The organism is Ruegeria sp. CDSB117 (genome assembly GCF_059611005.1).
Map to the genome: position 1 here is coordinate 119019 of NZ_JBXWOS010000010.1, position 25728 is coordinate 144746.

Genomic DNA, 25728 nt, shown 5'->3' on the forward strand with positions numbered 1-25728 from the left:
AGATGCCCCGACACATTCTGGTCGCCATCGACCTTTTGGACAAAGACTGCTGGGCCATGCTGCGCCCCGAGGTCCGTGATCTGGTAAAACCCGGCACCCACCTGCACCTGATGCATGTCGTCCCGGAACAAAAGGCACTCAGCCCGTTGGCACAGTTTATTCCCGAAGGGTTCGAAGACGCCCACCGGGCCGAAAGCCACAAGGCCCTGGAGGCGCTTGCTGAGGATCTGCCGAAGGGCACAGATGTGCATTTCCACCTGCGCAGCGGCAATGTCTATGTCGAGGTTCTGGAAGCTGCCGAAAAAATAGAGGCCGACCTCATCGTCGTCGGTTCGCAAAGCCCAGATCTAAAGGATTACCTGCTGGGGCCCAAAGCAGCGCGGATCGTACGACATGCCGAATGCTCGGTCCTGGTCGTGCGCGACAAAGGCAAGACGTAAATTACCTGTTCGAAGTGGATATGATCTGAATGGCTGAGTTTCTCATCCTTGCGCTAGGGCTCGGTCTGGCCGGTATCCTGGCAGGGTTTCTGGCCGGATTGTTCGGCATTGGCGGCGGTGCCATTCTGGTGCCGATCCTGATCACCGTGTTTCCCTATCTGAATGTGAACCCTGATGTCGTCGCGCATATGGCGGTGGGCACGTCCCTGGCAATCATCATCCCCACCGCGATCCGATCCTATCGGTCCCATCGCAGTCACGGCGCAGGCAATGCCGAACTGCTAAAGGCTTGGGTGTTCTGGGTGCCGTTCGGTGTTGTGATGGCTTCGCTGATTGTCGGCGGGGTTTCGGGCAACGTGCTGCGCGTGATCTTTGCCGCCGTTGCCCTTCTTATCGCGGTCAAAATGCTGTTCAACCGCGCAAGCTGGACACTGAGCAACCATCTGCCACCCCGTCCCGTCACCAACGGCGTAGGGTTCGGTATCGGATTTCTATCGACCTTCATGGGGATCGGCGGCGGCAATCTGAATAATCTGTTCATGACCAGCTTTGGCCAGTCAATCCATCAGGCCGTAGCAACGTCCGCCGGCTTGGGCGTACTGATCGCGATCCCGGCAACGCTTGGCTATGTCTATGCCGGATGGGGGCTGGAAACACTGCCGCCCTGGACATTGGGTTATGTGCACCTGTTGGGTGCCGCACTGGTCATACCGTTTTCAATGCTGGCCGCACCGTTTGGTGCACGATTTGCGCATAAACTGTCTCCCCGGAAGCTGGAGATCACATTCGGCATCTTTCTTCTGGTTGTCATCGCCCGAATGATGGCTGATGTCTTCGCGTAACCAAATCAGCCCATCGTTACAGAGATCGTTGGGCGTTCGGCATGAGCGGAAGTCACAGATTAGACTTGCGTGTTGCAAGGTTTGCTATCTACAGCATCACTGACATTAGCATTGGGTGCAGCATTTTGCAGTTCCGGGCTCAACCGAACCACTGCCGCGTTGCGACCTTAGGTCTGGTCTGGATTGGCGAACGGCAAGTGCCGCCCGCCAACTTGGTTCAAATGTCGATTTGCTCGGCGATGTTCAGCGCATCTTCAAGTTCGACACCAAGATATCTGACAGTGCTGTCAACCTTTGTGTGTCCGAGCAACAGTTGAACCGCCCGGAGATTTCCGGTCTTGCGGTAGATCTCCGCCGCCTTGGTCCGGCGCAGCGAATGGGTGCCGTAGCCGCTGGGTTCCAACCCAATCGCAGCCACCCAATCCCGCACAAGTCGGCCATATTGGCGGGTTGAGATATGTGGGCGGTCATGAAACCGGCTAGGAAACATGAAACGGCAGCCGATCATTTCCGGCGACTTGATCCATGCGGCAATGGTGTCCCGCGTGTTTTCAGAGAGTTCGAACTGAACGGGCCGCCGGGTTTTGCTCTGGATCACAGACACCCTCTCGCGAACTCGATCATCTCTGACCAAATCGCTGACGGACAGTTTCACCAAATCGCATCCGCGAAGCTTGCTATCAATCGCCACGTTGAACAGCGTGAGATCACGCAAATTCCTGGCCAATTCCAGCCGCGCGCGGATTGCCCACACTTGTTTCGGCAACAGCGGCCTTTTCTGGCCGATTATCCGGCCCTTGTTCCAGGCTCTTCGTTTTGGGGTTACAGCGGGAAGTTGGACTTTTGGCATATTGGGCCCTCCAATCCTCCCACTAGGCCCAGACATCAGCACCGCGCTGACACCCGAATTTTACTGTTGGTTTGAATGGCCGTTGTCCGATTGCTTGTTCTTCGGGAAATGCTGCGGGTGCGTTGGGCTGGTCTGAGCCCTTAGTAACGAATGCTGCACTCGGAACCAATGTCAGTTACCGGGTCAGTGTGCCTTGCATCGGGTGGGATTGGGCGGCAGTGATATGTAAGCGCTACATTACGTATAGAAAGTCGTCGACCCGTGCTAAGGTCAAGCCTCCACAAGGAACTAATCTATGTACCGTGTCCGACTTTTTGCCACCCGCCACGCACGCACATTTGAATGGATCTACAAGCGTGTCGAGCAGGTCATGGTGGCGCTGGACCCCTTTATCGCAAAAATTGGCTACAACCGTGTCGAGCGCCCGATTGCCCTTATCGAAAAGGGAGTGAAGACACTTCTTTTCGATTGCAAAATGTGCGGCCAATGCGTGTTGTCCTCAACCGGCATGTCCTGTCCGATGAACTGCCCCAAACAGCTGCGCAATGGCCCCTGTGGCGGGGTGCGGCATGGAGGGTATTGCGAGGTGAAGCCTGAAATGAAGTGCGTTTGGGCGCTGGGCTGGGACGGGGCCAGCCACATGAAAGACGGGGCCGCGAAGATCAGGGAGGTTTTACCACCTGTCGATCGTAGTCTGCAAGGCTCTTCCTCGTGGTTGCGCGTAAGCCGCGAAATGGCGACACTGAACCGCGAAAAACGGGATGCGGCCCGCATGGCCCTTGCTGACGCCTTTCCAGAGGCACGATTGCAGGAACCAAGCTCGGCTCCTCTGGCAGACGAGCCACCCAAGGCCACGACCTCGGGGCGCGGCACATGAGCGATACCTCACCCATCGAAAACACCCTGCTGCCCTATGCCAAGCCGCCTGAGGGTCATGTCTCTCACAGTCGGCTTGAGCGTGTTTTGCGCTCGGGCCGCTTTGCCGTGACGGCTGAATTGAACCCGCCCGACAGCGCCAATGCGGCGGATGTTTTTGATGCGGCCCAGCCCTTGGGAGAGGTCGCGGATGCGATCAATGCCACCGACGCATCGGGGGCTAATTGCCATATGTCCTCCATCGGCATTTGTGCTCTGCTGACCCGCGCGGGCTATTCCCCGGTTTACCAGATTTCCTGCCGCGACCGGAACCGCATCGCCATTCAGGGCGATGTTTTAGGGGCAGCCGCGCTGGGTGTCAGCAACGTGCTTTGCTTGACGGGCGATGGCGTGGGCGTGGGCGATCAGCCCGGCGCGAAACCGGTGTTCGATTTTGATAGCCTCAACCTGCTGCGCACCCTGCGCACAATGCGCGACGAAGGTGTGTTTCTGTCGGGGCGAAAACTGTCCAGCCCACCGCAGCTGTTCCTCGGGGCGGCAGAAAACCCGTGCATCCCACCTTATGAGTGGCGTGCGGACCGCCTGACCAAAAAGGTCGAGGCCGGGGCCGATTTCATCCAGACCAACTATATTTTTGACATTCCCCTCTTTGAGGCATTCATGGAGCGAGTGCGTGATGCCGGCATGGACAAGCGCGTGTTTGTCATCGCCGGGGTCGGCCCTCTCGCCTCGGCCAAGGCGGCGCGGTGGATGCGCAGCAACGTGCCGGGCATTCACATCCCCGATGCCATCATCGACCGGTTGGAGGTGGCGCAAAACCCTTCGGATGAGGGCAAGAAAATATGCATCGAGCTGATCCAGCAACTGCGCGAGATTGTGGGCGTCTCAGGCGTGCATATTATGGCCTATCGGCGCGAACACCTTGTCTCCAGCATCATCCTTGAATCGGGTGTTCTGGCAGGACGGCGCAGGCGGAAGAAAGGTTAACCTGTCTGGTCGGATAACCATTGCTTGTCGTCATTGAACTTTCGGAACAGCCGACCACTTGCAGCGATTGGCAGACTTCTAACCGTGCTGCTTTTCGCTGCAGACGCAGCATAAGCCCCTGCCCTGCCTTCCACTACCTAGCCATCGGCCCGTAGGAGACATCGGCCCTTAGCCGACATCCACCGGCTTGTCTTGATGCTGCAGTCGCAGCCCGCATAGCCGCCGTTCGTCGCGCGTGCGAAATCCTGTAGAACGGTAACTCACAGTCTGCGGACAAAGGGTGAATTCGCTGCGTTTGCACCAAGGTCTGCAATCTCGAGTAACCGGCCGCACGTGTGCGGCCGATCTTTCGATTTTACCGATCTGTGAGGAGATTTTCAGGTTGGTTCCGCTTCACCGGGGGGTGGAACGTTCAGCCGGTTTCACCAAATCCTTTCGGTACTGGCAAATCAGGCAAGGTTGCCGCTCGTTTTTGCAGGGCCCGCCCGATAACTACACGGCTGATTTCGGTTGTCCCGTCCACAATCCGCAGCATTTGTGCGAGGCGGGACAAACGATCCAGACCATAAGGCTGCAGCAGACCCATACCGCCCAACACTTGCGTACAGGTGTTCGCAACCTTCACTGCGGCATCTGGCACAAACCGTTTGGCATGAGCGGCCATCAGAGGGCCTTCGGGTGTGCCAAGGGATTCTGCCGCCTTTCGATAAAGCAGCTTGGAGGCTTCAAGATCGGTCGCAACCTCACCCAGCATCCACTGGATTCCGTCCAGATCGAGGTTCTTGCCGCCAAACATCTTGCGGTTCTTGGAATAGGACAGAGCCGTATCCAATGCGGCTTGCATCAATCCACAGCATCCTGACGCAATCGACACACGGGCGATATCGATCGCCATGAGCGAGCCTTGCAAGCCCTGACCGATCGGCAGGATGATGTTGTCTTCGCTCACCACCACCTTGTCCATGTACATCTCGGCCAGAGGCAAGAAGCTGTAGGACGGGGTATCATAGAGCGGTCCAAAGCTGAGGCCCGGCGCGTCGGCGGGAATGGCGATCATCGCCATATCCTTGTGGCCGGGTGCGTCACTGGTTTTGACCACGGTGAAATAGACATCAGCCTCACCGGCCAAGCTGACCCATGCCTTCGCACCGCTGATCGTCCATGTGCCGTCGTCATTGATCACGGCCCGCGAATACATGTTTGTGGCATCCGATCCGGATTGCGGTTCGGTCAGTGCAAAGTTCGCCAGTTTGCGGCCAGAGGTCAGGTCTCGCGCCCATTTTTCCTTGAAGGCATCTGTGCCATAGCCGCAGCCCGCGAACGTACAGATGTTATGCATCGACAGGGCAAAGGCATAAGCGCCATCTCCGAGCCCCAGCTGTTCGTAGACCTGAATGCCCTCTGAAAGTGGCAAGCCCTGGCCGCCAAACTCCTCGGGGGCGTAGAGCCCCGTCAGGCCAACGGCCCCGGCCTTGTCTGACGCATCACGGGGCCATGTCTTCGTGGCGTTCCAGGCGTCCACATTGGGCAGGATGACCTGCTCGGCGTGGTCGCGTGCGGCCTGGAGTATGGTGGCGAGTTTGTCTGACATTGATGGATCCTTTCAATGGCGATTGTTCTCAGATGACGCCACAACCCGGCAATCGTGGATGGCCGGACTGATGAGCTATGAAGGCGAAACTTCAGCTGAAAATGCTTCTCTGCGGCAAGACTTAGCGAGCCAGCCCGTTAAGCTCTATCTCGTGTGCTGACAGATAATTGTCCAAAAGTGACAAATGGCCGCTTATGTATGTGATTTGCGATATGCGCTGGGTGTACTGCCGGTCCAGCGTTGAAAGGCCCTGTGGAAATTGGCAGCCGAGGAAAAGCCGACATCATGTGCGATGGCCTCAACGCTTTTGCGTCCCGCTTGTAGATCGCGGATCGCGATGTCGCGCCGCAGGGCATCCTTGATCGCCTGAAACGACGTCCCATCCGACTGCAACCTGCGGATCAGGGTGCGCGGGGTCATGTGCATTGCGGATGCTGTCTGGGTCAGGGTCGCCGCGTCCCATCCCGTTTGGCCCAGATAAGTGCGCACCCGCAGCGATTGGGTGTGTTCACGCGAAGAGGTGAAGATCCAGTCCCGGGGCGCGTTTTGCAAAAACCGGTCAAGATCAGCTGTACTTCGAGTCTGCACTGGACCCAGTGCATTCGGGTCAAACGCGATGGCGGTGGCGGGTTGGCCAAACCGTAGCGGTGCGGGAAAGATGATCGCGTAATCCTGATCAAAGTCCGGGCGGTCAAATGCGAAATCGACGCCCCTGACCGGAACCTCGTGCCCTGCCAGCCAAGACATGAGCCCGTGGGCAAGTTTGAGGATCAGCATATGTCCAAACCGCTGAAGCGGCACTTCGCCTTGTGGTTTCAGGGTAAGCACCAACGCGTTGTCGGCGTCCTCCAGATCAAACTGATAATCATCCAGCAACAAGTTCCAGAACGTTGAAAACCGGTAGAGCGCCGATGCAAGAGACGTGGCTTCCCTGACAGTGGTCAGAAGATGTTGTAGGGCCCTCGGCCGGACGGGTCTGCTCCAAAGCCCCATCATCTCATCACCGGTCTCAACTGCGGCAAGTTGATAGAGGCAAACGATCTGATCCAGCGTGACGCGACCATTCGGCGAGCGCGTATCCGCGTTCAGACCGGACCGGCTAAGCAGCGACGCCATCTGCGCCTCTGGGCACAGGGCACGCAGCGCCGCCAGCCAGTCATCGACAAACTGGCTGGAAACCGTGGAAAGGATCGTTGGCGTGACATTGGTCATAACGCCTCAGGAGGTATCACCAATTCCGGTCGACATGAAACGCAGGCTTGCAGATGGCGGCCTTCGCAGATGACAGAATGTCAATGTCTCAACCAGATAACGCTCTGCTTGAACTCATTTCAGTGGGGTCAGGCGACTTCGAACAACGCTGCGGCCCCCATGCCTCCGCCAACACACATGGAGGTCACCACGTATTTTACGCCACGACGCCTCCCCTCAAGCAGAGCGTGCCCGACTTGTCTCGCACCTGTCATGCCGTAGGGGTGGCCAATCGATATCGCACCGCCGTTCACGTTGTAGATTTCGGGATCAATCCCAAGGTGGTCGCGGCAATAGAGAACCTGGCAGGCAAAGGCTTCGTTAAGCTCCCAAAGGCCGATGTCTTCGATGCGAAGACCTGCATTCTTAAGCAGCTTTGGAATGGCATAGATCGGGCCGACCCCCATCTCTTCCGGTGCGTTTCCTGCAACAGCCATGCCGCGATAGATACCTAGCGGTGTGAGACCCTGTTGCTCAGCCATTTTGCCTTCCATGAGCACACAAGCCGAGGCCCCGTCAGAAAGCTGGCTTGCGTTTCCGGCAGTGATCAGTCCTCCTTCGACAACCGGGTTCAGCTGGCCAAGTGTTTCGGCCGTCGTACCCGGCCTGTTGCCTTCGTCTTTTGACAAGGTCACTTCTTCCAGGGTTTCCTCTCCGGTTTCGCGGTTCTTGACCCGCTTTATCGCAGTGATCGGAACGATCTCGTCATCAAAGGCGCCAGCGGCCTGAGCCCGGGCCGTCCGACCTTGGGAAAGTGCAGCGTATTCATCCTGGGCGTCACGACTGATCCCATATACCTGCGCCACATTTTCCGCCGTCATCAGCATCGGCATATAGGCATGTTCAGATTGGGCGATAACGTTTGGATCTTTCTCATCGCCCGCCCATTTCAGATAGGCATTCTGCAGGATGGAAATATTTTCCTGCCCGCCTGCCACCGAGACATTCTGACCATCCACAATGACCTGCTTTGCGGCCGTCGCAATGGCCATCAATCCCGATGAACATTGCCTGTCGATCGTCTGTCCTGCCACCGTATTGGGAAGGCCCGCCGCCAGCGCCGACAAACGAGCGACATTCATGCCTGCTGTCCCCGCCGTAAGGACCGATCCGATGACGACATCTTCGATCGAACCGGGGTCCACGCCTGCACGTTCAACAGCGTGCTGAATGGCGTGCCCCATCATGGTAGGGGATTTGATGTTGTTCAGCGCACCCTTGAAGGCAACCCCAATCGGGGTTCGGGCGGTTGAGACGACAACGGCTTCTCTCATGATTTTTCCTTTTTGGCATCAAAATACGCGGTAAGTGTCACGCCCGAGGTTGCGAGTTCTTCCAGCAAAGGCGCAGGCGTGAACCACATCTCACCATAGGCACCAAGCGACTGCCGATAGTGGTTCATGCGTTCCAGAATCTGGCTTAATCCAAACTCGTCGGCATAGTGCATTGGGCCGCCGCGCCAGTTCGGAAAGCCATAGCCGTTGGTCCAGATCAGGTCGCAATCACCCGGGCGCGTTGCAATGCCCTCTTCAAGGATCAAGAAGCCCTCGTTGATCAGGGGAAACAGACACCGTTCAAGGATTTCCTGATCGTCGATGTCCCTGCGCTTCACACCATGCAGGTCCGCCAGATCGGAACTGATTTGAACTATCTCAGGGTCTTCGACCCGTGTCCGTCCCTCGTAGACATAGCTTCCACGCCCGGTTTTCTGACCCAGTCGGCCCAGTTCAAACAACCTGTCCTGCACAGCCTGGTATGTCGGGTCATGCGCGATTTCACTACGCCGTTCCTGACGCACGCGTGCGCCCACATCGACTCCGGCCAGATCTGCCATCGCATGAATGCCCATGGCCATGCCGAAGCCTTCAAGGACGTCATCCACCTGTTTCGGCGTCACCCCCTCAAGAAGCAGACGAGATCCTTCGCGGAAGTATGGTTCCAGCATCCGGTTTCCAACAAAGCCGTAGCACACGCCAACCGTGACAGGGAGCTTCCGGATCTTCTTTGCGACCGTGATTGCCGTTGCAATGACATCGGGAGCGGTCTTGGCGCCGCGCACCACCTCCAGCAAGCGCATGACATTGGCCGGGCTGAAGAAATGGAGACCAATCACATCCTCCGGGCGGGACGTGACCGCGGCGATTTCATCAAGATCCAATGTCGATGTGTTTGAGGCCAGTATCGCGCCAGGTTTGGCGTGCTGGTCTAGGCTCGCGAAAATTTGGTGTTTGACATTCATGCTTTCAAACGCCGCTTCAATGATCAGGTCAGCCTTCGCAAGGTCTGCATAGCTGAGCGTCCCGGTGGCGTTGGCGGCGATTGCCTCTGCCCGATCGGCACTGAGCCGCCCTTTTTGAGCCGCACGTTGGAAATGCTCCCGGACCTTTTCCAGCCCCTGTTCCAGCGCAGTTTGTGTGGTTTCCAGAAGCGTGACCGGATATCCCGCCTGCAGAAAGGCGATGGCAATGCCGCGCCCCATCGTTCCGGCACCGATCACGGCGACCGATGAAATGCTACGTGGTTGGTCAGCACGGGTAACGCCGGGAACCTTGGTGCATTCACGCTCTGCGAAGAACAGATGCCGCCCCGCGCGCGATTGAGGTGTGTCGAGCAGTTCAGCGAAACCTGCCTTCTCTTGTGCCAACCCCTCGGCCAGCGGCAATTCGCACGCGGCCTCGATGGATACCAAGCAGCGTTCAGGGGCGACAAGGTTTTTGGACGTGTGCGCTATCTGGTCTCGGAAACCCGTCAGATATCCCTTCGGATCAGGGTGTGTGACGGTCATATCCATGCAACCGCGTTTCGGATCGCCCTCATGGCTGACACGGGTGGCGAAACCCAAAACATGCGCGCGAAAATCCTGGTCGTTCTCAAATAGTGCGTCGACCAGCCCACAAGACAGGGCATATTCGCCTTTCACGGGATCACCCGAGAGGATCATTTGCGTTGCCGCTTCCAGCCCGGCAATCCGGGGTAGTCGCTGGGTGCCTCCGGCACCAGGCAGCAGCCCCAGTTTGATCTCAGGTAGGCCCATCACGGCATCCGGCGTGGCGACACGGTAATCACAGGCAAGCGCGATCTCCAGCGCACCACCCATCGCGGGACCTGCTATCGCGACGATAATGGGTTTCTTGCTGGTTTCAATCGTTTCACACAGGTCTGGCAAGTCCGGCTTGTCCCAAACTGCCCCGGTACGGAACTCGACGATGTCAGCGCCGCCGCAAAAGAGCGGCAGAGCCGAACATAGAACGATGGCTTTGACCTGTTCATCGGCGTCCAACTCGTGGATGGCCGAGGAAAGCGCCAGTCGCATCTTGAGACCAAGAGCGTTCACTGGCGGGGCATTCAGCTCAATGAAAGCGACACCCTCGGTATGTTTAATGGAAATCATGTTTGGAAACCTCAATTGGACTGTTTGGCAAGATCTTGTTCGATCTCTGCCCAATCGTCGAAGTGGATTACATTGCAGGGTGAATTCACGTTCTCGAGCCAGACAAAGACGGAGATGAATGGCTGGTCATAGACCCGGGTGGCGTGGGGATCGCCCGCCGCGTTCCAGATAAGTGATCCAGCCGGATAATCCTGCCAGTCACGGGTGCCAAACCGCCAACCAGATTTCTCGGAAAGGTTCAGGTACAGTTCTGGCGCGTCGTGGTTGTGGTCGCGATACAGCGTCCTTGGTCCCAGCATGAAAATGCCAAGGTTGAAATCGAGATGGTGATATCCACATGCATCCGGCCCGATCAGCAGAGTATGCAGGTTGCACCTTGTGTATCCCTCTCCCAAATCGGCACCGGGGGGATAGAATTGGGCGTTGTCTTCGCGCCAGATCAGATCATCCTTGGCCGCTTTCAGACAGCCTGCGATTTCCTGCAATTCCGGGGCTGCAATCCCGGCGACAGCGTTCTTCAGAACCTCATCATGCCGGGTTCCTTGGGGAGGTAAGTCAATGAGCTTCTCATCGGACAGATCCATGGCTGCCAGCTTGTCCAACGTCAGATCAACGCCGCGCGTGGCAGCTCTGTGAGCCTGCAGATAGGTGACAATCGATTGAATAAGCGCCTGAATACGACGTTGTTTGTCTGTCATGATTTTAGGTCCGAGCGCGTTGAAATATCTTGCCGCACGAGTTTCTTGTCGAGCTTGCCGACGCTGGTTTTAGGTAGGCGGTCGACAAAGATTAATTCGTCTGGAACTGCCCATTTTGAGATCTCGCCTGCGTCAACCCACGACTGGATTTCTTCCATGACTCTCAAGCGCACAAGATCCGGGTCGGCATCCTTTGCGGCTTGAGCGACCAACACTGGCCTTTCGCCCCATTTCGCGTGCGGCAGCCCGATTGCTGCGACGTCCTCAACGCCGCTGCAAGACGATGCTATGTTTTCCAGTGCCAGTGAGGATATCCATTCGCCGCCGGTCTTAATCACATCCTTGAGGCGGTCAGTAATCTGCAACGATCCATTCTCGCGGATATACCCAACATCCCCGGTATGCAGATACCCACCGTCCCAAAGCTCATCCGAGGCTTGCGCATTATCCAGATAGCCTTGTGTCAACCAGGGAGCCCGAGCAACAACTTCGCCGGTTGTTTCGCCGTCATGTGGGACGTCCTGCATATCCGGTGTCACAACACGAAGGTCGACAAGAGGGCCGGGAAAGCCGGTTTGCGCCTGCATCTCGGGGTCATTGCTGGACAAATCGGCCACCGTCAGAAACGGACAGGTTTCGGACATCCCATAGGCCGCATGTAAGGATATGCCTGCCGCCGCGGCGCGGTCCTGCAGGCCTCGCGGCAAAGCGGCCCCGCCAATGATCACTTTCCATCTGTCCAGGTCAATTTGTGGGCAGCCCGGATGGTCGAGCACCATTGACAGAACCGTGGGCACGCAGTGTGAAAAGGTGACGTTTTCGTCTGCAATCAATCGCAAGATTGTGTCAGGGTCATATCGACCGGGATAGACCTGACGCAGCCCCAGCATCGTTGCGGCATATGGAAATCCCCAGCCGTGGACGTGAAACAAGGGCGTCAGCGGCATGTAGACGTCGCCGCGATGAAATCCGGCATTCCCGGGCCATGCGCCGAAACCTGCGATCAAGCTCAATGTGTGAAGGACCAACTGCCGATGTGAATAGCTCACCCCCTTGGGATTGCCGGTGGTCCCGGTTGTATAAAACAAGGTTGCCGTTTGGTTTTCATCGAAGTCCGGGAAGTCAAAGCTGCCTGGGGCTTTGCCTATCCACTCTTCATATCCTTCTCCGTCTCCAATCGGCACGATGGTGATGTCCCGATCAAAGCCCGATTTGATACCCTCAATGAGCGGCATGAAATCGCGGTGCACGATGATCAGATCCGGTTGTCCATGGTTGATCGTATAAAGAACCTGAGCAGGAGACAGACGCACGTTGATCGTGAAAAGGGACCCGCCCATCATCGGGATCGCGAAAAAACACTCAAGATAACGGTGCGTATCCCAATCCATGACACCAACGCGCATACCCTCATGTATCCCGCTCGCCTTTAAAGAATTGGCAAGTTGGCGCACGCGTTTGCCCAAGTCCGCATAGCTCAACCGCATTTCGGTGCCGCTGACGATCTCTTGGCTGGCTGACGCGAGCTGGGATCCGGCCAGCAAGTGTTTAATCAGCAACGGATAGCCATATGCATTTGGCGAGGGTGAAAGTGGTGGCATGAAGGTGGAATCCCATAACATCTCTATCTGTTAATCTGGCATTTCTCACCCCGTGGAAGAATTGAAAGAAATTTCCTTTCATCAAGAAATTCTAACCGATCACATCGCACCGCGAATTGCGTGCTACCCCCTGACAGGTTATGAAAAAGAGTATCAATACCCTGCTATGTTCGCGCCCGTCGTCGGATAACTCTGCTTGAGGGTAAGCAGAATTGATTTCATCGAGGAGATGCAGCAATGACCACTCACATGCCCACGCTGGTTTCACTGCGCGCTTTTGAGGCGGTGGCGCGTCACAAGAGTTTCCGAAAGGCCGCTGACGAGATTTGTGTGACGCATGCGGCAGTCAGCCACCAGGTCAAAGCATTAGAAACAACAATCGGTGTTAAACTACTGGAACGCACAAGCCGTTCGGTCGAGCTAACACCGGCTGGCGAGCAATATTACCCGCCAATACGCGAACACATTCAGGGAATCATCAAAGCCACTCGGCGCATCCAGACACCTGAGGAACCGGACGTGTTGCTCGTTCAGTCCTACGCAAGTTTCAATACAATGTGGTTACAGCCCAGATTGGCAGACTTTCTTCAGGATAATCCGGACACACGCGTGCGCATCGTCTCTACTTTTGAAGACGGTGATTATGACATGCACCGGTTCGATGTGGGCGTGTTCAACGCGCCACCATTTGACAAACGGTTTGACTATAGCCCCTTGTTCGAAACGGATATCTACCCGGTATGTGCTCCGGAGGCCTTGAAAACCGCAAGCGGTGGAATGCCGCTGGAAGAGCTAAGAAATTTCCTGTTGCTGAGTGTCCCAAACACATGGAATGAGCCGGATGACTGGGACTGCTGGTTGGATGCGGCGGGCTTAGATCGCGAAACGATGAAATTTGGCTCTGTTTTCGACAATTACCCGCTGGTCCGTGAAGCTGTTCTAAAAAATCACGGTATCAGCGTCGCAAGAGCACCGTTTTGCACGCGTGACCTTGAAAGGGAGCGCCTGGTCAAACCGTTTGATATTTCGGTGCCCGAGCCAGGCAGCTGGTATCTGGCGACGCAAAAAGAACGTGCACCCAACCCAAAGCTCGATACGTTTGTTGACTGGCTGTTCGAACAGATCGAAGCCGACCCAACCATGCGGCTATTTCGGGCCTGATCTGATGAATTCCAGCTTTGTCGTCAGCGCGCGTCAGGACTGACGTGCGCCTGCTTCGGATGCGACGCGAGGGACGAGTGCGCGAACCAGTTCAGTCATATCCAGTGAGCCGACTGTCTTCTCCCCATCCTTGACAACATAGGCGTGTGACGTATCCCCGCCGGACCGCGCGATCATGCTTTCGAGCGTGTCGTTCACGTCCACTTCGCCATGGGCATCTTCTGGCACTTGGCCACCGACAAGCGGGGTCATAATCGAGCGGACCCGCAGAACCCGTGCTCGGTTGATGTCGCTCACGAAGTCTTCGATGTAAGGATCGTTGGGGTTCAACAGAATATGCTGCGGCTCGCCCTGCTGCACGACAAAGCCGTCTTTAAGGATCACAAGGTGATCGGCCAGCTTCAACGCCTCATCTAGATCGTGAGTGATGAAGATGATGGTCTTGTGCAGCTCTTTTTGCAGCTCGAGCAGCAGATCCTGCATGTCTGTTCGGATCAGTGGGTCAAGAGCCGAGAAAGCCTCGTCCATCAGCATGATCGGTGTGTTCGCGGTCAGCGCCCGGGCAATGCCCACACGCTGTTGCATCCCACCGGACAATTGCGCTGGATAATGGTTCTCGAACCCGCTAAGACCCACGCGTTCCAGCCATTTTGCGGCTTCACGGTCGCAAGTCGTCTCGTCCTCGCCGCGCACCGAGAGCGGCATGCCTGCGTTCTTCAGCACGGTTTTGTGCGGCAAAAGCGCGAACTTCTGGAACACCATCGACATCTTTTCCTGTCGAGCATGGCGCAACCCGTCCTCGGACAGTTGCATCACGTCCTCACCCTGCACGATGATCTCGCCCGCAGTGGGTTCGATCAAACGGTTCAAGTGGCGGATCAGAGTAGATTTCCCAGAGCCGGACAGGCCCATGACCACTGTGATTTCCCCCGCCTGCATATCGATGTTGATGTTGTTGAGCCCCAACACGTGCCCGTGCTGCGCCAGCAATTCTTCCTTGCCCATGCCATCCTGGACATGGTGCAACACGTCCTTGTCGCGGGCGCCAAAGATTTTATAGAGCCCGGACAGGCGGACCATTGGCTGTGTCATTGAACCGGCTCCTTAATGTTTGACTTGGGTCTTATCGACCCGTGTGAGAGCTGCCTTTGACACGCGGTCAAGGATCACGGCCAGCAGAACAATGCCGATACCCGCAACGATGCCCACACCCAGTTCAAGGTTTCGGATACCGCGCAACACGTTCACGCCAAGGCCAGGGGCCGAAACAAGAGAGGCGATCACGACCATGGCAAGGCTCATCATGATGGTCTGGTTGATCCCGGCCATGATGTTCGGCAACGCCAGCGGCAATTGTACTCGCATCAGTTTCTGGCGGTCATTCATGCCAAAGGCATTGGCCGCTTCGATCACATCCCTGTCGACAAGCCGGATGCCCAGATCGGTCAGGCGGATCACCGGGACAATCGCGTAAAGGATGATCGCAATCCCGTACAGTTTGGATTCCGTGACCGAGAACAAGAAAATCAGAGGGATCAGGTACACGAATGTCGGCAGGGTCTGCAGCAGGTCGAGCAACGGAACGACGCCTTTTTGCAGTTGGTCGGATTTCGACATGGCAATTCCAATGGGCACACCGAACAGCACCGAAATCGTCGTACACACAAAGACGATCGACAGGGTTTGCATCGCCACATCGTAGTGGTCTACGAGGGCCAGCATCATAATCGAGGCGGCCACGAAGATCGTCACAGGGCGCGAACGTGACGCGTACCAGGAAATCGCCACCAGAAGCGGGACCATGATGAACCATGGCGTCGCTTCAAACAGCCAAAGTGCGCCATCCAATATCCAGCTCAATGGCTGTGTGATCGGGTCCAGAACGGTTTTCAGGACCGGTTTGGCTGCCAGAAACCCTTCTTCGATCCCGTTGGTTACATCGCGCGACTGCCATATGCGGTTGCAGCTTTCGTGCAGATTATCAAATGAGGGAATTGGAATGAGCGGCCCAGAGGCCTCTTCTCCTCCTGCTTGCGCCGCAAGGTCCGCCAGCGAAAGAGGCGCTTTGTCATCTGACGTGCCACACCATTCGCTCAAACCCAATGCGCTGAACAACTTGTCATAGAAGGCCATTTATCCCACTTTCCGATCTACTTCAGTGCGTTAGGGGCATCGCTGAGGATGCCCCTGTCCATGCAGTTTACTGCAGCAATGCGGAAAGTTTGTCGCGCGCAGCATCGTTAAGCCACGCTCCCCAGACATCCTTGTAGGTCGTCAGAAAGTGCACCGCACCTTCATCGTAGGAGGCATTGTTGTCCTCGACCCATGCCAGCGTTTCGCCCATCTGTGCGTTGGTGAAGGACAGATTTGTCATCAGGTCAGACACTGCTGCGTTTTCGGCCATGAATTCTTTCGACAGAACTGTAACGACTTCACTGCGGGGGAAGGCGCTCATTTCTGGCGTCGCGCATTCCGCTGTGATGTTGCAGGCGTGCTTTTCAGGGTCATGGGGGCCCATATCGACCAGGGTCATCGGGTATTTGCCCAGTACCGATGTCGGTGCCCAATAAAAGCCGAACCATGGCTCTTTGTTTTCGTAGGCGGCAGCGATCGAAGCCGCAAGGGTTTCGCCTGATCCATGCACGAAGTTTTCAATGCCTGCATCAATCAGCCCGCCTGCCTTCATCAGGTTGGTGCTGACATTTAGACAGGTCCATCCCTCGGGGCAGTTGTGAAAGCGATTTCCGACGAGTTCGGGGTTGGCTGCGATGCCTTCAATTGTTGCCAGTTCCGGATGCTCCTCCACAAGGTAGTTCGGAACAAAGAACCCTTCGACACCGCCATCTGACAGAACTTCGGTCACAGGAATGATTGCACCTGAGTCAACCAGCCCTTGGTAAGCCGGCGCGCCGTTTGTCCAGATTTCAGTCAGAATATCGGGCTCTCCTGTCTCGGAAACGGATGCCAGCGCAGGGTTGCTCGAGAGCGGAACCGTGGTCACTTCGCAACCATAGCCTTGCTCCATCAGAAACTTCGAGACCGCGGTCACAATTTGCGCTGACCCCCAATCGGCCTGCATCAGTGATACTTCACCGCATTCGTTTGCCTGGGCCGCCGAAGCGGTGATTGCCGCAGCAAATACGCACCCGAGACCCGCTGAAATCTTGAACATTTCTTTCCTCCTTGTCATCGGCGAAACAGGGGCAGAGAAACGCTCCAAGCCAAAATTCGCCTTGTTTGTAGTGATGATTTGTACCGACAGGCCTAATGGCAAAAAACTGAAAAGAATTTTGGATCATGTACAATTGTTTACAGGTGGAGAATTGAAGCCAGGCTCGAATTTAGTGACCTCCGTTCCAACGAAAGCTTCTTAGATGTAAATCCATAGGTGGCTTATGCGTGTGTATTATTGCCTCTTCTCAGGAGTCGGCAGGAGGAGTGATCAAACCCGGGGACGTCCGTTCTGTGCTCATCACGCCCATTCGAACTAGCTGCAGCATCGGTAGATTGGGCTCGCAGCCGCCGTCGGAGCATCCGCAGCATCTTGCCGTCTGGTGCCTTTGCCCCACAGGTAGGGACGGCCCAGAGCCGACCTTGAACCTGGTCAAAGGATGCTGCAGCCGCAGCCCGCATTGCCGCCATTCGCCGCAAACGCGAAACTCAAAGCAGTTGAGGGTCAGGAGTTCGGTACGAAGCCGCCTTTGTCTCTTGCCACTATTGCTGAGGCAGAAAACCCTCGCTCTCGCGGTGCGAGATTTTGGAAGCGCAGCGAGCTACCCGTCTTCGGGTGGCAATTGCAGCGTCAAGTTTTGGGATGGTTGTTAGCTTGGAACCGTTCATGGCCAAACTGAACTTCCGAAAGTGGTACAGCCCATCGATCACGACTGGTTGCGATGCGAAGGACCAATGCTACCATGGGCGCTTCAGTCTTCGCAGGGTACGCGCGTGAATACGAACGCTCCGAGATCGGCGGGTATTGGCTCGGGTCTCTTGGTGCGCAAAACGCAAATTTTCGCGGCCTGTCCATCGATATGTCTGTATCCGACTATGCTCTCATAGAAAAAATCGCCATTGATCACCAGACACCGCATGGGCGCAACTCCGACGCACGGCACTCTATCGGCGGCAATCTCAAACACCAGTTTTTCCTCGTCATTGCCTGCATTCGCGCTCGGCACCGAAAATGCGCAGATGACCGCCATGATCGCAGTCGTCAGGCATCCGAAACATTTCGATTTGCTCATAAAAATACAGGTGCCTCATACTTGTTAATTGTACTCGCCGCAGTACCGGGTGCCGAAGCTTAAATGCTGCGACTCCAATAACTTAGTTCTGAACCAAAGAAACCCCCGGATGATCAGGTACAGGCATGTTCAGAACCTCTGGATTTTTTAAAATGGCTACGTCCAATACAGGAAGATCAGCGGTCAGTTTCTGATGTGCATCTTCGATCGCATCCGCCAGATCGGCGACAAGGCTGATTTCAACCCCATCGCGTGCCACAAGAGCGGCGACGACGGAAATCGTAGTGATCTGTCGACCCGGTTGTCCATAAGGTTCCATGTCAATCTCGGCCGCTTGGTATACCGGGTTTTGATTGAGGAACTCTGTAATGCTGGGGCCCGCGACAGATACTATTGTCGCCTCACACCTGTCTAATGCCTGTTGGATCAGTTGGTTGGGGTGCCCCATCACAAAGATACTCGCATCAATGCGCCCCTCGCAAAGCTCTTGCAGTGCATTGGACGGCTCCAGTTCGTAGGTCGTGCCAAACAAATCCAGCCCGAGCCCCATTTGGTCAAGGAAACTTCGAATAGACGCGTTCCTGCCGGACGCAGACCGCCCGATGTCCACAGCCTTATCGCGCAAATCACGAATTGTTCGGATACCTGAGTTTGGGGCTGCCAGGATCGTTACCGCCTCTTTGAACAAGGGGGTGACGACGCGTAGGTCGTCCATTGCGCCATATTTTGCGAAAAGGGTCGTGCCTTCGAACGCAGCCTGCTGCCAGTCGGACTGTGCGATCGCAAAATCCAGCTCACCAGATTGCATCAATTTCAGGTTGTAAACGCTGCCCGGAGTAGGCTCTGGACTGCATCTTCGCAACGAGTCGTCGCGCGCGTTGAAGGCATCGCAGATCGCACTGGCAACAGGGAAATAATTGCCCGCAACATTCCCTGATCCAATGCTGAAGACCTTGACCTCCTGAGCGGTCAAAAATCCCGGAAAAAAAAGGGAAATACCAAGGAAAACGCCGAATAATCGTTTTGTCATTGTTCCAACCAATCGTACTATTTCTAAGGTATTAACAAGTGGCAGAGATATGCCTGATTTCATTTATGACATCCCGACCCAAAGCTTGGCTATATGGTTTGTTTTGATCGCTCTTGCTGCGGTTGTAGTCGGGTTGTTTATCGTCAAACCCATTCTTCGTATTCTTCTCGGAACGGGGCCCGATTTCAACTCATCAATAAACTATGTGACGTCCGGATTCAGCTTGTTTTACGGCCTTTTGCTGGGTCTATTGACGGTCGCAGCTTACCAGAATTCCGAACGTACCAAAGAAAGCATTCTGCTTGAGGCAACATCCCTCGGATCGCTTTATGCGCAGCTGAACGTCTATGCCGAACCCTACCGCAGCGAAGTGAAGCTGATCATGCGGGACTATGTCCTCTACACCATCCATAGCGAGTGGCCGGCCCACCAAGAGGGTGAGATTCTGAACGGTGGATACAATCGCGCAGAAGCCATTCGCCGAAAGCTGGCCGAGTATTCCCCCGAAACCGGGGCTGAGCAAATCGTTCACACCGAAGTTGTGTCATCCTTTCAGGATTTTTCCGATGCACGGCAGTTGAGACTGGCTGGTGTTGGAACCGCCATTCCCGACGTGCTTTGGCAAGCTGTGCTGGTTGGCGCCGGGATCAGCATCCTGTTGATGACCATGTTTCGGATCAGGATCCGACAGCACCTTGTCTTGGGTAGCATCACGGCGGTTTTTCTGGGTGTTATCCTGTTCGTAATCGTGACGCTTGATCGACCCTTACGCGGTGGCGCTGCGCTGCAACCTGAACCCTTCAAGCTTCTCTGGAGTCGCCTGATGGTCTGGGATGAACCCCCGGGCGAAAGGTTCTGATATGGCCAAATTCGACGTTACAAATGTTGAGGGGATGCGCCAGTTGCGCATGCATCTGGATGAGGAGACGGTTCAGGCCGCCCGGGGCGCGTTGTCAAACTTTCGCGGTGACATATCCTTTACACCCAGATTGCCCGGGGTGGGCGATATCTTTCGCAACATCTTCGCCCGTGAATCCCGGATCAGGCCATATTACAGCGGGACCGGAACGATCCATTTGCAGCCATCGCTTGCCGGGTTTCACGTGTTCGACGTTCATCCTGACGAGAAATGGATTCTGGAACCCGGCGAGTACTGGGCGAGTGAAGGATCGGTAAAGCTTGGCCTGCATCGCGACCCGATGCTGGCCAGTTGGTGGGCCGGTGATGGCCTGATCGCCTGGAAAACAACATTGCGCGGTGCCGGCAAAGTAGCGATCAACGCGCCGGGTCCGGTGGAGGAGATTTCGGTAACAGATGGAGAACTCAAGGTGCAGGGTCGCCTCGTTCTGGGCCGCACATCAGGGCTGCGGTTTCGGTCTGTCCGGTCGGCGCGGTTTCCCCGGAACCTGATTTCCGGCCAAACCCGGCTGCGGTTGTTTGAAGGAACCGGAAAGGCGTTGGTGTCATGGACGCCTTACTGGAACGAGTACCTCCACAATCAGATGAGTGGTGGGGACCATATCCGGGGGTCTTTGTTTGAATAACCCAAGGGCGCTTTTGGCAGGACTCAAACCTTGTTGCCTTGATCATCGCAGCGGGAAGCCATCCGCGGTGATAGGACCCGTCTCTTCCACGATCCAACCGCGTGCGATCAGGTTGTCCTTTCCAGCGCGCCGGAAATAGACAGCGCTGCAACTGATCCCAATGCAGGCGCCAATGTCGTGCAGACAGCTGCTATCAGTCTGGATTTCATTCGTTTCCTTTGAAGGTCAGAGTTGTCTTGCCGCGAAGGTGTCGCAGCTATTGGGGTTTCCGGATTTGTAGCCCCTGTAGAACCAGTTTTGCCTCTGTTCGCTGGTGCCGTGGGTAAAGCTGTCTGGGACCACCACGCCTTGTTGAGCGCGTTGCAGTGCGTCATCCCCGATGGCAGCAGCCGTGTTGAGCGCTTCTTCGATGTCACCGGGTTCCAGCACCCCAAAGCGTTGATCCATGGCCCCTGCCCAGACACCGGAATAGCAATCCGCCTGAAGTTCGGCACGAACAGACAGGGCATTCGCATCCGCTTGGCTGGACTGTCGTTTGGCTCGGTTCACCTGATCTAAAATCCCCAGGCTGTGTTGCACATGATGGGCCACCTCATGGGCAATGACATAGGCTTTGGCAAAATCACCGCGCGCGCCCAGTCGTTGCTCCATGACCTGAAAGAAGGACGTATCCAGATAAACGCGCTGATCAACCGGGCAATAGAACGGGCCGGTCGCGGACATGGCCCGCCCGCAGGCTGAATGGGTGCGGTCTGCAAACAGGACCAACACCGGCGGTGTGTATTGAATGCCCGAGTCTCTGAATATTTCACCCCATATAACTTCGGTGTCTGCAAGGACGACGGCCACAAACTCCTCTGTTTCATCGTTAATCTGAACAGGCGCATTTGCTTGCGGAGGAGCAACCTGACCCCCGCCACTCAGAAACGGCGTGATATCTACACCAAAAAACAGGCCGATCACCAGGACCACAATCAATCCGGCGCCGCCCATACCGGCACGAGACGCCCCACGTGATGTGTGGCGTCGGTCGTCGATGTTTTTGCTTGTGCGTCGTCCTTTCCAGCGCATGTGGCCGCCAACCCATTCGGGAGTTTAAAACTAACTTCTGACGGCTCCCCGATCTACGAGGTTTGAACGGGGAACCGATCCGGAGTTCCAAAGTCTGAAGCAGTGACCGCCGATCCTAATGGACGATATCGGGTGTCACTTCGCCACCACTCAAATTGCGCTCAGGACTTTGGCGCTTCCGAATTCTTCAACCGTCGATCCCTGCTGTATCGCGTGCAGTCTCAGCCGGTGTACACCGGTTGCTGACGCCGATAGTCGCCTGTTGGACCTGACGTTTCGCGGCCTTTTCCGGTGTGCAATCCGGGTCCACCACGTCACAGCCAGCAAGCGCGACCACGGCGAGCAGCGTCATGCCTCCAAGTGCTTTCATCATTGTCCCTTCTCCTTCCTTTTTTGTTCAAAATCCGGCCAGCCGCTCGGCCAACCAGAACGCGGCAACACATCCGATGGGATATCCGAGGAATTGGCGCGACGGCACTTGTGCTACCGACCACCCCCAGACAATTTGCAGTGTTTTTTTCAGTGTCAGGAACACGCCCAATACCGCAAAGATGAAGGCCAGTTGCCCTGCCTCAACGCCGAGGTTGAAGGCCAGTAAAGCCGCTGGGATGTCCTGTTCAGGCAGACCAATCTCGGCCAGCGCTCCAGCAAATCCCAGGCCGTGCAGCAGGCCGAACCCAAAGGAAATCACCCAGGGGAAACGGCTGGCCAGCGTCTTTGGTTTGTCCTCCGACCGCAGCACTTCGGTCGCGAGAAAGACGATCGACAGCGCGATTATAGCCTCAACGGGCGGGCCCGGTACGTTCAACACGCCAAAAGTGGCCAAGCCCAGCGTGATCGAATGCGCGACGGTAAATGCGGTCACGGCCCAGATCAGCTGGCGCAGATTGCGGATCAGCACCAGCAGAGCAAAGACAAACAGCAGATGATCCCAGCCTTCGAGGATATGTTCAAACCCCAACACGCCGTATTGCCACAGCGTCTGAGCCAACCCTTGCTGCGCGGGCAGCGCGACGGCGGGCGCATCTGGCGTCAGGCGGAAGGTAGCCATGCTCACCGTGTCCAGATAACCCACCCGCACCAAAACATCCGTTCTTTGCGTCTCCAGCCTGTCAATCCGGATCGTATTGCCGCGCAGGTCTTCGGCGCAGGCCATGCGCCAGACCTGCGTCCAGGCGCGGCCGTCAAAGACCGGAGCGTCGAATGCGGGCGATGAGCAGCTCTGGGGCAGCGCGACGTCGATATCCATCGGTGCCCCCCGAACATCGGGCATGCGCCAGAAGACGTACCAATCGCTTTCGGTCTCCTGCGAGATTTCCAGATAGCCGGGCTCCAATGCATGGGCTTGCACAAAGGCGGGCACCAGCAGCCCCGCCATCATCGCAATCAAGAGCAGAAGACGCTTCATGACTCTCCCGCAGACAGGTCAGCTTCTCCGAGGTCTTGGATCACATAGGTGGATCGCAGATTTTCTAAAAAAGTCTCTGTCGCCCGTTCAGCGTGCTTTTCGCGCCAAGCAGCCAAAACGCGATCTCGGATCGCGCCAAACGGCGGCAAGACGGCGTCCCACCTGTTGTCGAGCCGAACCATGTGAAGCCCGAAGGAAGACTGAACAGGACCGCTCCATTCACTCAGTGGCAGGGGGTGCAACTGGTCGAAGAAACCCGTTCCGAAGTTTCCATCAACCGAAGCTCGGATGCTCAGATCAAATCCTGTCGGAAGCAATGACGCCTGACCCAACTGGCGGTGATCTTCCCCTGCAGCCAAACGCGCCTGCGTCTGGTCGATAAACCTGTCGCTGGGGTATTGCCCGAGATAAACAAGGCTGACTGCAAGCTGCGCGGGGGTCGTGAATGTCTCGGCATTGTCGGACAGGTAAGTTTGCAGCACCTCATCTTCAGGCCGGGCCGCGCCTGCCTCCGAGGTCAGAAGAAAGTTCATCTTCTGTACTAGGCGGTTGCGAATGATCTCATCATTTCCATCCAACCCCAGCGCTAACGCTTCGCGCACCAGCACTTCGCGGTTCAGCCAATCCTCTTTCAGCTTTCCCAACTCGTCAGCTGTCGGAGGGCGCCGCCACGTGTCTTCGAACTGACCAGCCAGAACATCGACCTGCCTTTGATCAATGATGATAACCCGCGCGTCAGGATCAATGGACCACTCGTCTGGTTGGACAAGTTTGAACCAGCTAAAGATCGCTATGCTGAGAAGCGAAAAAAGGACAAAAGGTTCCGTGATAATCCGGCGGAACAGGCTCTTTTTTCTTGTCGAAGATTCCATCATTTGTGGAGGATCTGTCGTTCGCCAGCTCACATTCATCAGCTCTTCGCCCATTTCCTTAACCGCCCTTGGGCACCAACAGTTTCAGCGTAAAGCTCACCGTGTCGGCCGCCGAAACCACGTCATCGTAAAAGTTGTGCTCGTAGGACAAGGACCACTGCCACGGTAATCCGTTGCCGCGGACCAACTTGGACACCTTGACCCCCAGAGGCAGGCTGCTGAAAGCGCTGGCCTCCCAGTCGTAGACAAAAACCATCTCTGATGTTCCGGCGGACCAGCCATTGCCGAGGTTGTAGTTGAAGACAGGCTGGACCGTAGACAAGTTGACATCAGGCCGGTTGTCATCCCCGGCGACCGTGAACAAGTTCTGGTTGAATAGGCCCCAAAGCCCCCACTTTTCCTGCTTTGCAAAACCGGCCGCTGGACCCAATGCCCATTTCTCCGCGCTCAGCCCGTCCTCACCTGTTGGTAACAGGGCTATGGCACCTACACCGAAACGACCCCATTGTCGATCAAACGTCACAAGGTCAAACAGTGTGGTGTCACTCAGTCCCGACTGCCCGGTGGCACTGTCCGTCACATAAGGCAGCGTAAGCCGCGCAATGTGGTTGGTTTGCCCCAGCGTGAACGGGATCGCGGCGCGAAATTGCAACAAACTGCTGTCTTCGGGCGAGTTGTGCAGATTGAACGAATGAAATCCCTGCAGCTGGAATGACATGATCGAAGCAGTCGGGTCATTGGCAGCCGATTGCAGCGATTCCGAATTGTCCTGCGCCTGAACACCTGAAGGGACCAAAAGAGCAGCCACCAAACACGACAGGTAAATTTTCTTTGACACGTTTAACACCGCGATTTCAATTTCAGAAAGACAGAGAGATCACGGCCGTCAGGATATCGCTTTCGAACCGCCGTTTTGCTGCAAACTCATGTGTATATTTGAGCTTTAGGGAAGCGTCGGCTCCCAGCAAAGTTCCGCCATCATAGGTGACAAGCGGGCCAATACCGCTGACCTGAGCCCGCAGGCTGCTGGCCCCCAGGGCGATCCGGGTGAGCTCGGCGCCTGCACCACTGTCATCTTCAAGCTGATGGTAAGTGTACCCGGCAAGGCCAACCCCCCAGCCCGAACGGAAGCGTTGCACAACGGCTCCTTCTAATTGAAATGCAGGAGCAGTCTGATAATCGGTCGCATCGTTTTCTTCGCTGAACAACAGGCTGGCCGCGCCTGAAACCTCAAAACCACGTTCCGGAACGAACCAGGTCGCGGCAAAGAAGGGCTGGAAAGACCAGACATTCTTGCCTGCATTCAATACTTGGACGCTGCGCTGCTGAATGTTAATAGATGCGGTATTGTATTCGCCAGTCGGGGCATAAACGGTCAGGCCCGTACTGTAATGCAGATTACCGCGGTGCCAACCCACCAAACCGGTCAGGCTGATGTCCCCGAAGCTGGAGAGCGTGTCGTCGATCATAGCGCCCTGCAGAGGAGGGCGGATCGCTGTGAACGTGAGTTCAGCAACAGGAAATGGAACAGTGAGGTTTATGGCAGGGGTCCCGCCAAATAGCTGCGCGTCGAAAACCTGAGTTACACCCAGTCGCCAAAGATTGAGCTCGAGGTCTGCGTCTGCTGCAATCGGAAGCCCTGCAAGCGAAACGCCGTCCACGCTGCCGTCCAGATGGTCGAATGTCAGGCTTGTGTAAGATCCTGGCTCGGGCACGAAACCGGCAAACGTATCTCTGGTTCCCAGAAAATAGGCGCCCAACCCTCCTTCAACCGCAATCGCTGGTTTTACCGGCAGAACTATAAGCGCAGCAATGGCCGTAGCACCCATCGCTGAGCACATCTCGCGCAAAAACATCTTCATTTGTCACCT

At 56.1% G+C, this 25728-nt stretch carries 25 protein-coding genes; 8 read left to right on the forward strand and 17 right to left on the reverse strand.

Going from position 1 to position 25728, the window contains the following annotated elements; genetic code table 11:
- The first annotated feature begins 2 nt into the window (after window positions 1-2).
- Both AC2FJC_RS13115 and AC2FJC_RS13120 read left to right on the forward strand, forming a co-directional pair.
- Window positions 3-440 carry a universal stress protein gene (locus AC2FJC_RS13115; RefSeq protein WP_496739834.1) on the forward strand — a complete coding sequence of 146 codons (438 nt, stop codon included), beginning with the start codon at window positions 3-5 and terminating at the stop codon, window positions 438-440.
- 29 nt (window positions 441-469) lie between these two features.
- Entirely contained in the window at window positions 470-1282 is an 813-nt protein-coding gene (locus AC2FJC_RS13120; protein WP_496739835.1) for a sulfite exporter TauE/SafE family protein, read from the forward strand.
- Window positions 1283-1499: 217 nt separating this feature from the next.
- Here the strand turns inward: AC2FJC_RS13120 and AC2FJC_RS13125 are convergent, their stop codons facing one another.
- Entirely contained in the window at window positions 1500-2132 is a 633-nt protein-coding gene (locus tag AC2FJC_RS13125) for a tyrosine-type recombinase/integrase (protein WP_299667805.1), read from the reverse strand.
- A 295-nt stretch (window positions 2133-2427) separates the two neighbouring features.
- Between AC2FJC_RS13125 and AC2FJC_RS13130 the strand changes: the two genes are divergently transcribed.
- Window positions 2428-3009: a methylenetetrahydrofolate reductase C-terminal domain-containing protein gene (locus AC2FJC_RS13130; protein WP_496739836.1), complete on the forward strand. Its 582-nt coding sequence runs from the start codon at window positions 2428-2430 to the stop codon at window positions 3007-3009.
- Complete coding sequence (locus tag AC2FJC_RS13135; RefSeq protein WP_496727384.1) at window positions 3006-3995, forward strand: methylenetetrahydrofolate reductase; 990 nt, start codon at window positions 3006-3008, stop codon at window positions 3993-3995. Before AC2FJC_RS13130 ends, AC2FJC_RS13135 begins: the two co-directional genes overlap by 4 nt.
- A gap of 412 nt (window positions 3996-4407) precedes the next feature.
- On the opposite strand, the gene AC2FJC_RS13140 is transcribed toward AC2FJC_RS13135, so the two are convergent.
- From AC2FJC_RS13140 to AC2FJC_RS13165, 6 genes are all read right to left on the reverse strand, one after another.
- The gene (locus tag AC2FJC_RS13140) at window positions 4408-5586 is read right to left on the reverse strand and encodes an acyl-CoA dehydrogenase family protein (RefSeq protein WP_496739837.1); all 1179 of its coding nucleotides are present in this window, start codon (window positions 5584-5586) and stop codon (window positions 4408-4410) included.
- Window positions 5587-5778: 192 nt separating this feature from the next.
- Complete coding sequence (locus tag AC2FJC_RS13145) at window positions 5779-6798, reverse strand: AraC family transcriptional regulator (RefSeq protein ID WP_170520204.1); 1020 nt, start codon at window positions 6796-6798, stop codon at window positions 5779-5781.
- Window positions 6799-6926: 128 nt separating this feature from the next.
- Window positions 6927-8111 carry an acetyl-CoA C-acyltransferase gene (locus AC2FJC_RS13150; protein ID WP_496739838.1) on the reverse strand — a complete coding sequence of 395 codons (1185 nt, stop codon included), beginning with the start codon at window positions 8109-8111 and terminating at the stop codon, window positions 6927-6929.
- A complete protein-coding gene (locus tag AC2FJC_RS13155; protein WP_496739839.1) occupies window positions 8108-10228 on the reverse strand; it encodes a 3-hydroxyacyl-CoA dehydrogenase NAD-binding domain-containing protein in 2121 nt (706 codons plus the stop codon). Before AC2FJC_RS13155 ends, AC2FJC_RS13150 begins: the two co-directional genes overlap by 4 nt.
- Before the next feature lie 11 nt (window positions 10229-10239).
- Window positions 10240-10926 (reverse strand): dimethylsulfonioproprionate lyase family protein, encoded by a 687-nt coding sequence (locus AC2FJC_RS13160; protein ID WP_058277181.1) that lies wholly within the window; start codon window positions 10924-10926, stop codon window positions 10240-10242.
- Window positions 10923-12527 (reverse strand): fatty acid--CoA ligase, encoded by a 1605-nt coding sequence (locus tag AC2FJC_RS13165; protein WP_142638589.1) that lies wholly within the window; start codon window positions 12525-12527, stop codon window positions 10923-10925. The genes AC2FJC_RS13160 and AC2FJC_RS13165 overlap by 4 nt, the downstream gene beginning before the upstream one ends.
- 237 nt (window positions 12528-12764) lie before the next feature.
- Between AC2FJC_RS13165 and AC2FJC_RS13170 the strand changes: the two genes are divergently transcribed.
- Window positions 12765-13688, forward strand: a complete 924-nt coding sequence (locus AC2FJC_RS13170) for a LysR substrate-binding domain-containing protein (RefSeq protein WP_058277183.1) — start codon at window positions 12765-12767, stop codon at window positions 13686-13688.
- A 33-nt stretch (window positions 13689-13721) separates the two neighbouring features.
- On the opposite strand, the gene AC2FJC_RS13175 is transcribed toward AC2FJC_RS13170, so the two are convergent.
- The 3 genes from AC2FJC_RS13175 to AC2FJC_RS13185 form a co-directional block, all read right to left on the reverse strand.
- On the reverse strand, window positions 13722-14780 hold the full coding sequence (locus AC2FJC_RS13175) for a quaternary amine ABC transporter ATP-binding protein (RefSeq protein WP_496739840.1): 1059 nt from the start codon (window positions 14778-14780) through the stop codon (window positions 13722-13724).
- A 12-nt stretch (window positions 14781-14792) separates the two neighbouring features.
- Entirely contained in the window at window positions 14793-15821 is a 1029-nt protein-coding gene (locus AC2FJC_RS13180; RefSeq protein WP_496739841.1) for an ABC transporter permease, read from the reverse strand.
- Between the two features lie 67 nt (window positions 15822-15888).
- Window positions 15889-16860 (reverse strand): ABC transporter substrate-binding protein, encoded by a 972-nt coding sequence (locus tag AC2FJC_RS13185; protein WP_058274113.1) that lies wholly within the window; start codon window positions 16858-16860, stop codon window positions 15889-15891.
- A gap of 742 nt (window positions 16861-17602) precedes the next feature.
- On the opposite strand from AC2FJC_RS13185, the gene AC2FJC_RS13190 reads away from it, so the two are divergent.
- The gene (locus tag AC2FJC_RS13190) at window positions 17603-17995 is read left to right on the forward strand and encodes a hypothetical protein (RefSeq protein ID WP_496739842.1); all 393 of its coding nucleotides are present in this window, start codon (window positions 17603-17605) and stop codon (window positions 17993-17995) included.
- Between the two features lie 19 nt (window positions 17996-18014).
- On the opposite strand, the gene AC2FJC_RS13195 is transcribed toward AC2FJC_RS13190, so the two are convergent.
- Window positions 18015-18962, reverse strand: coding sequence for a TAXI family TRAP transporter solute-binding subunit (locus AC2FJC_RS13195; protein WP_496739843.1), 948 nt, complete (start codon window positions 18960-18962; stop codon window positions 18015-18017).
- 49 nt (window positions 18963-19011) lie between these two features.
- On the opposite strand from AC2FJC_RS13195, the gene AC2FJC_RS13200 reads away from it, so the two are divergent.
- Window positions 19012-19821 (forward strand): bestrophin-like domain, encoded by an 810-nt coding sequence (locus tag AC2FJC_RS13200; RefSeq protein ID WP_496739844.1) that lies wholly within the window; start codon window positions 19012-19014, stop codon window positions 19819-19821.
- 1 nt (window position 19822) lies between these two features.
- On the forward strand, window positions 19823-20506 hold the full coding sequence (locus AC2FJC_RS13205; RefSeq protein ID WP_496739845.1) for an AIM24 family protein: 684 nt from the start codon (window positions 19823-19825) through the stop codon (window positions 20504-20506).
- A 225-nt stretch (window positions 20507-20731) separates the two neighbouring features.
- Here the strand turns inward: AC2FJC_RS13205 and ypfJ are convergent, their stop codons facing one another.
- The 6 genes from ypfJ to AC2FJC_RS13235 form a co-directional block, all read right to left on the reverse strand.
- Entirely contained in the window at window positions 20732-21577 is an 846-nt protein-coding gene (gene ypfJ, locus AC2FJC_RS13210; RefSeq protein WP_496737750.1) for a KPN_02809 family neutral zinc metallopeptidase, read from the reverse strand.
- 187 nt (window positions 21578-21764) lie between these two features.
- Window positions 21765-21950 (reverse strand): hypothetical protein, encoded by a 186-nt coding sequence (locus tag AC2FJC_RS13215; protein WP_496720983.1) that lies wholly within the window; start codon window positions 21948-21950, stop codon window positions 21765-21767.
- A 24-nt stretch (window positions 21951-21974) separates the two neighbouring features.
- On the reverse strand, window positions 21975-22985 hold the full coding sequence (locus AC2FJC_RS13220) for a HupE/UreJ family protein (protein ID WP_496739846.1): 1011 nt from the start codon (window positions 22983-22985) through the stop codon (window positions 21975-21977).
- Window positions 22982-23911, reverse strand: coding sequence for a peptidyl-prolyl cis-trans isomerase (locus AC2FJC_RS13225; RefSeq protein ID WP_496739847.1), 930 nt, complete (start codon window positions 23909-23911; stop codon window positions 22982-22984). The genes AC2FJC_RS13220 and AC2FJC_RS13225 overlap by 4 nt, the downstream gene beginning before the upstream one ends.
- Window positions 23912-23915: 4 nt before the next feature.
- A complete protein-coding gene (locus tag AC2FJC_RS13230) occupies window positions 23916-24695 on the reverse strand; it encodes a hypothetical protein (protein ID WP_496737752.1) in 780 nt (259 codons plus the stop codon).
- Between the two features lie 22 nt (window positions 24696-24717).
- Window positions 24718-25719, reverse strand: a complete 1002-nt coding sequence (locus AC2FJC_RS13235) for a SphA family protein (protein ID WP_496739848.1) — start codon at window positions 25717-25719, stop codon at window positions 24718-24720.
- Window positions 25720-25728: the final 9 nt, after the last annotated feature.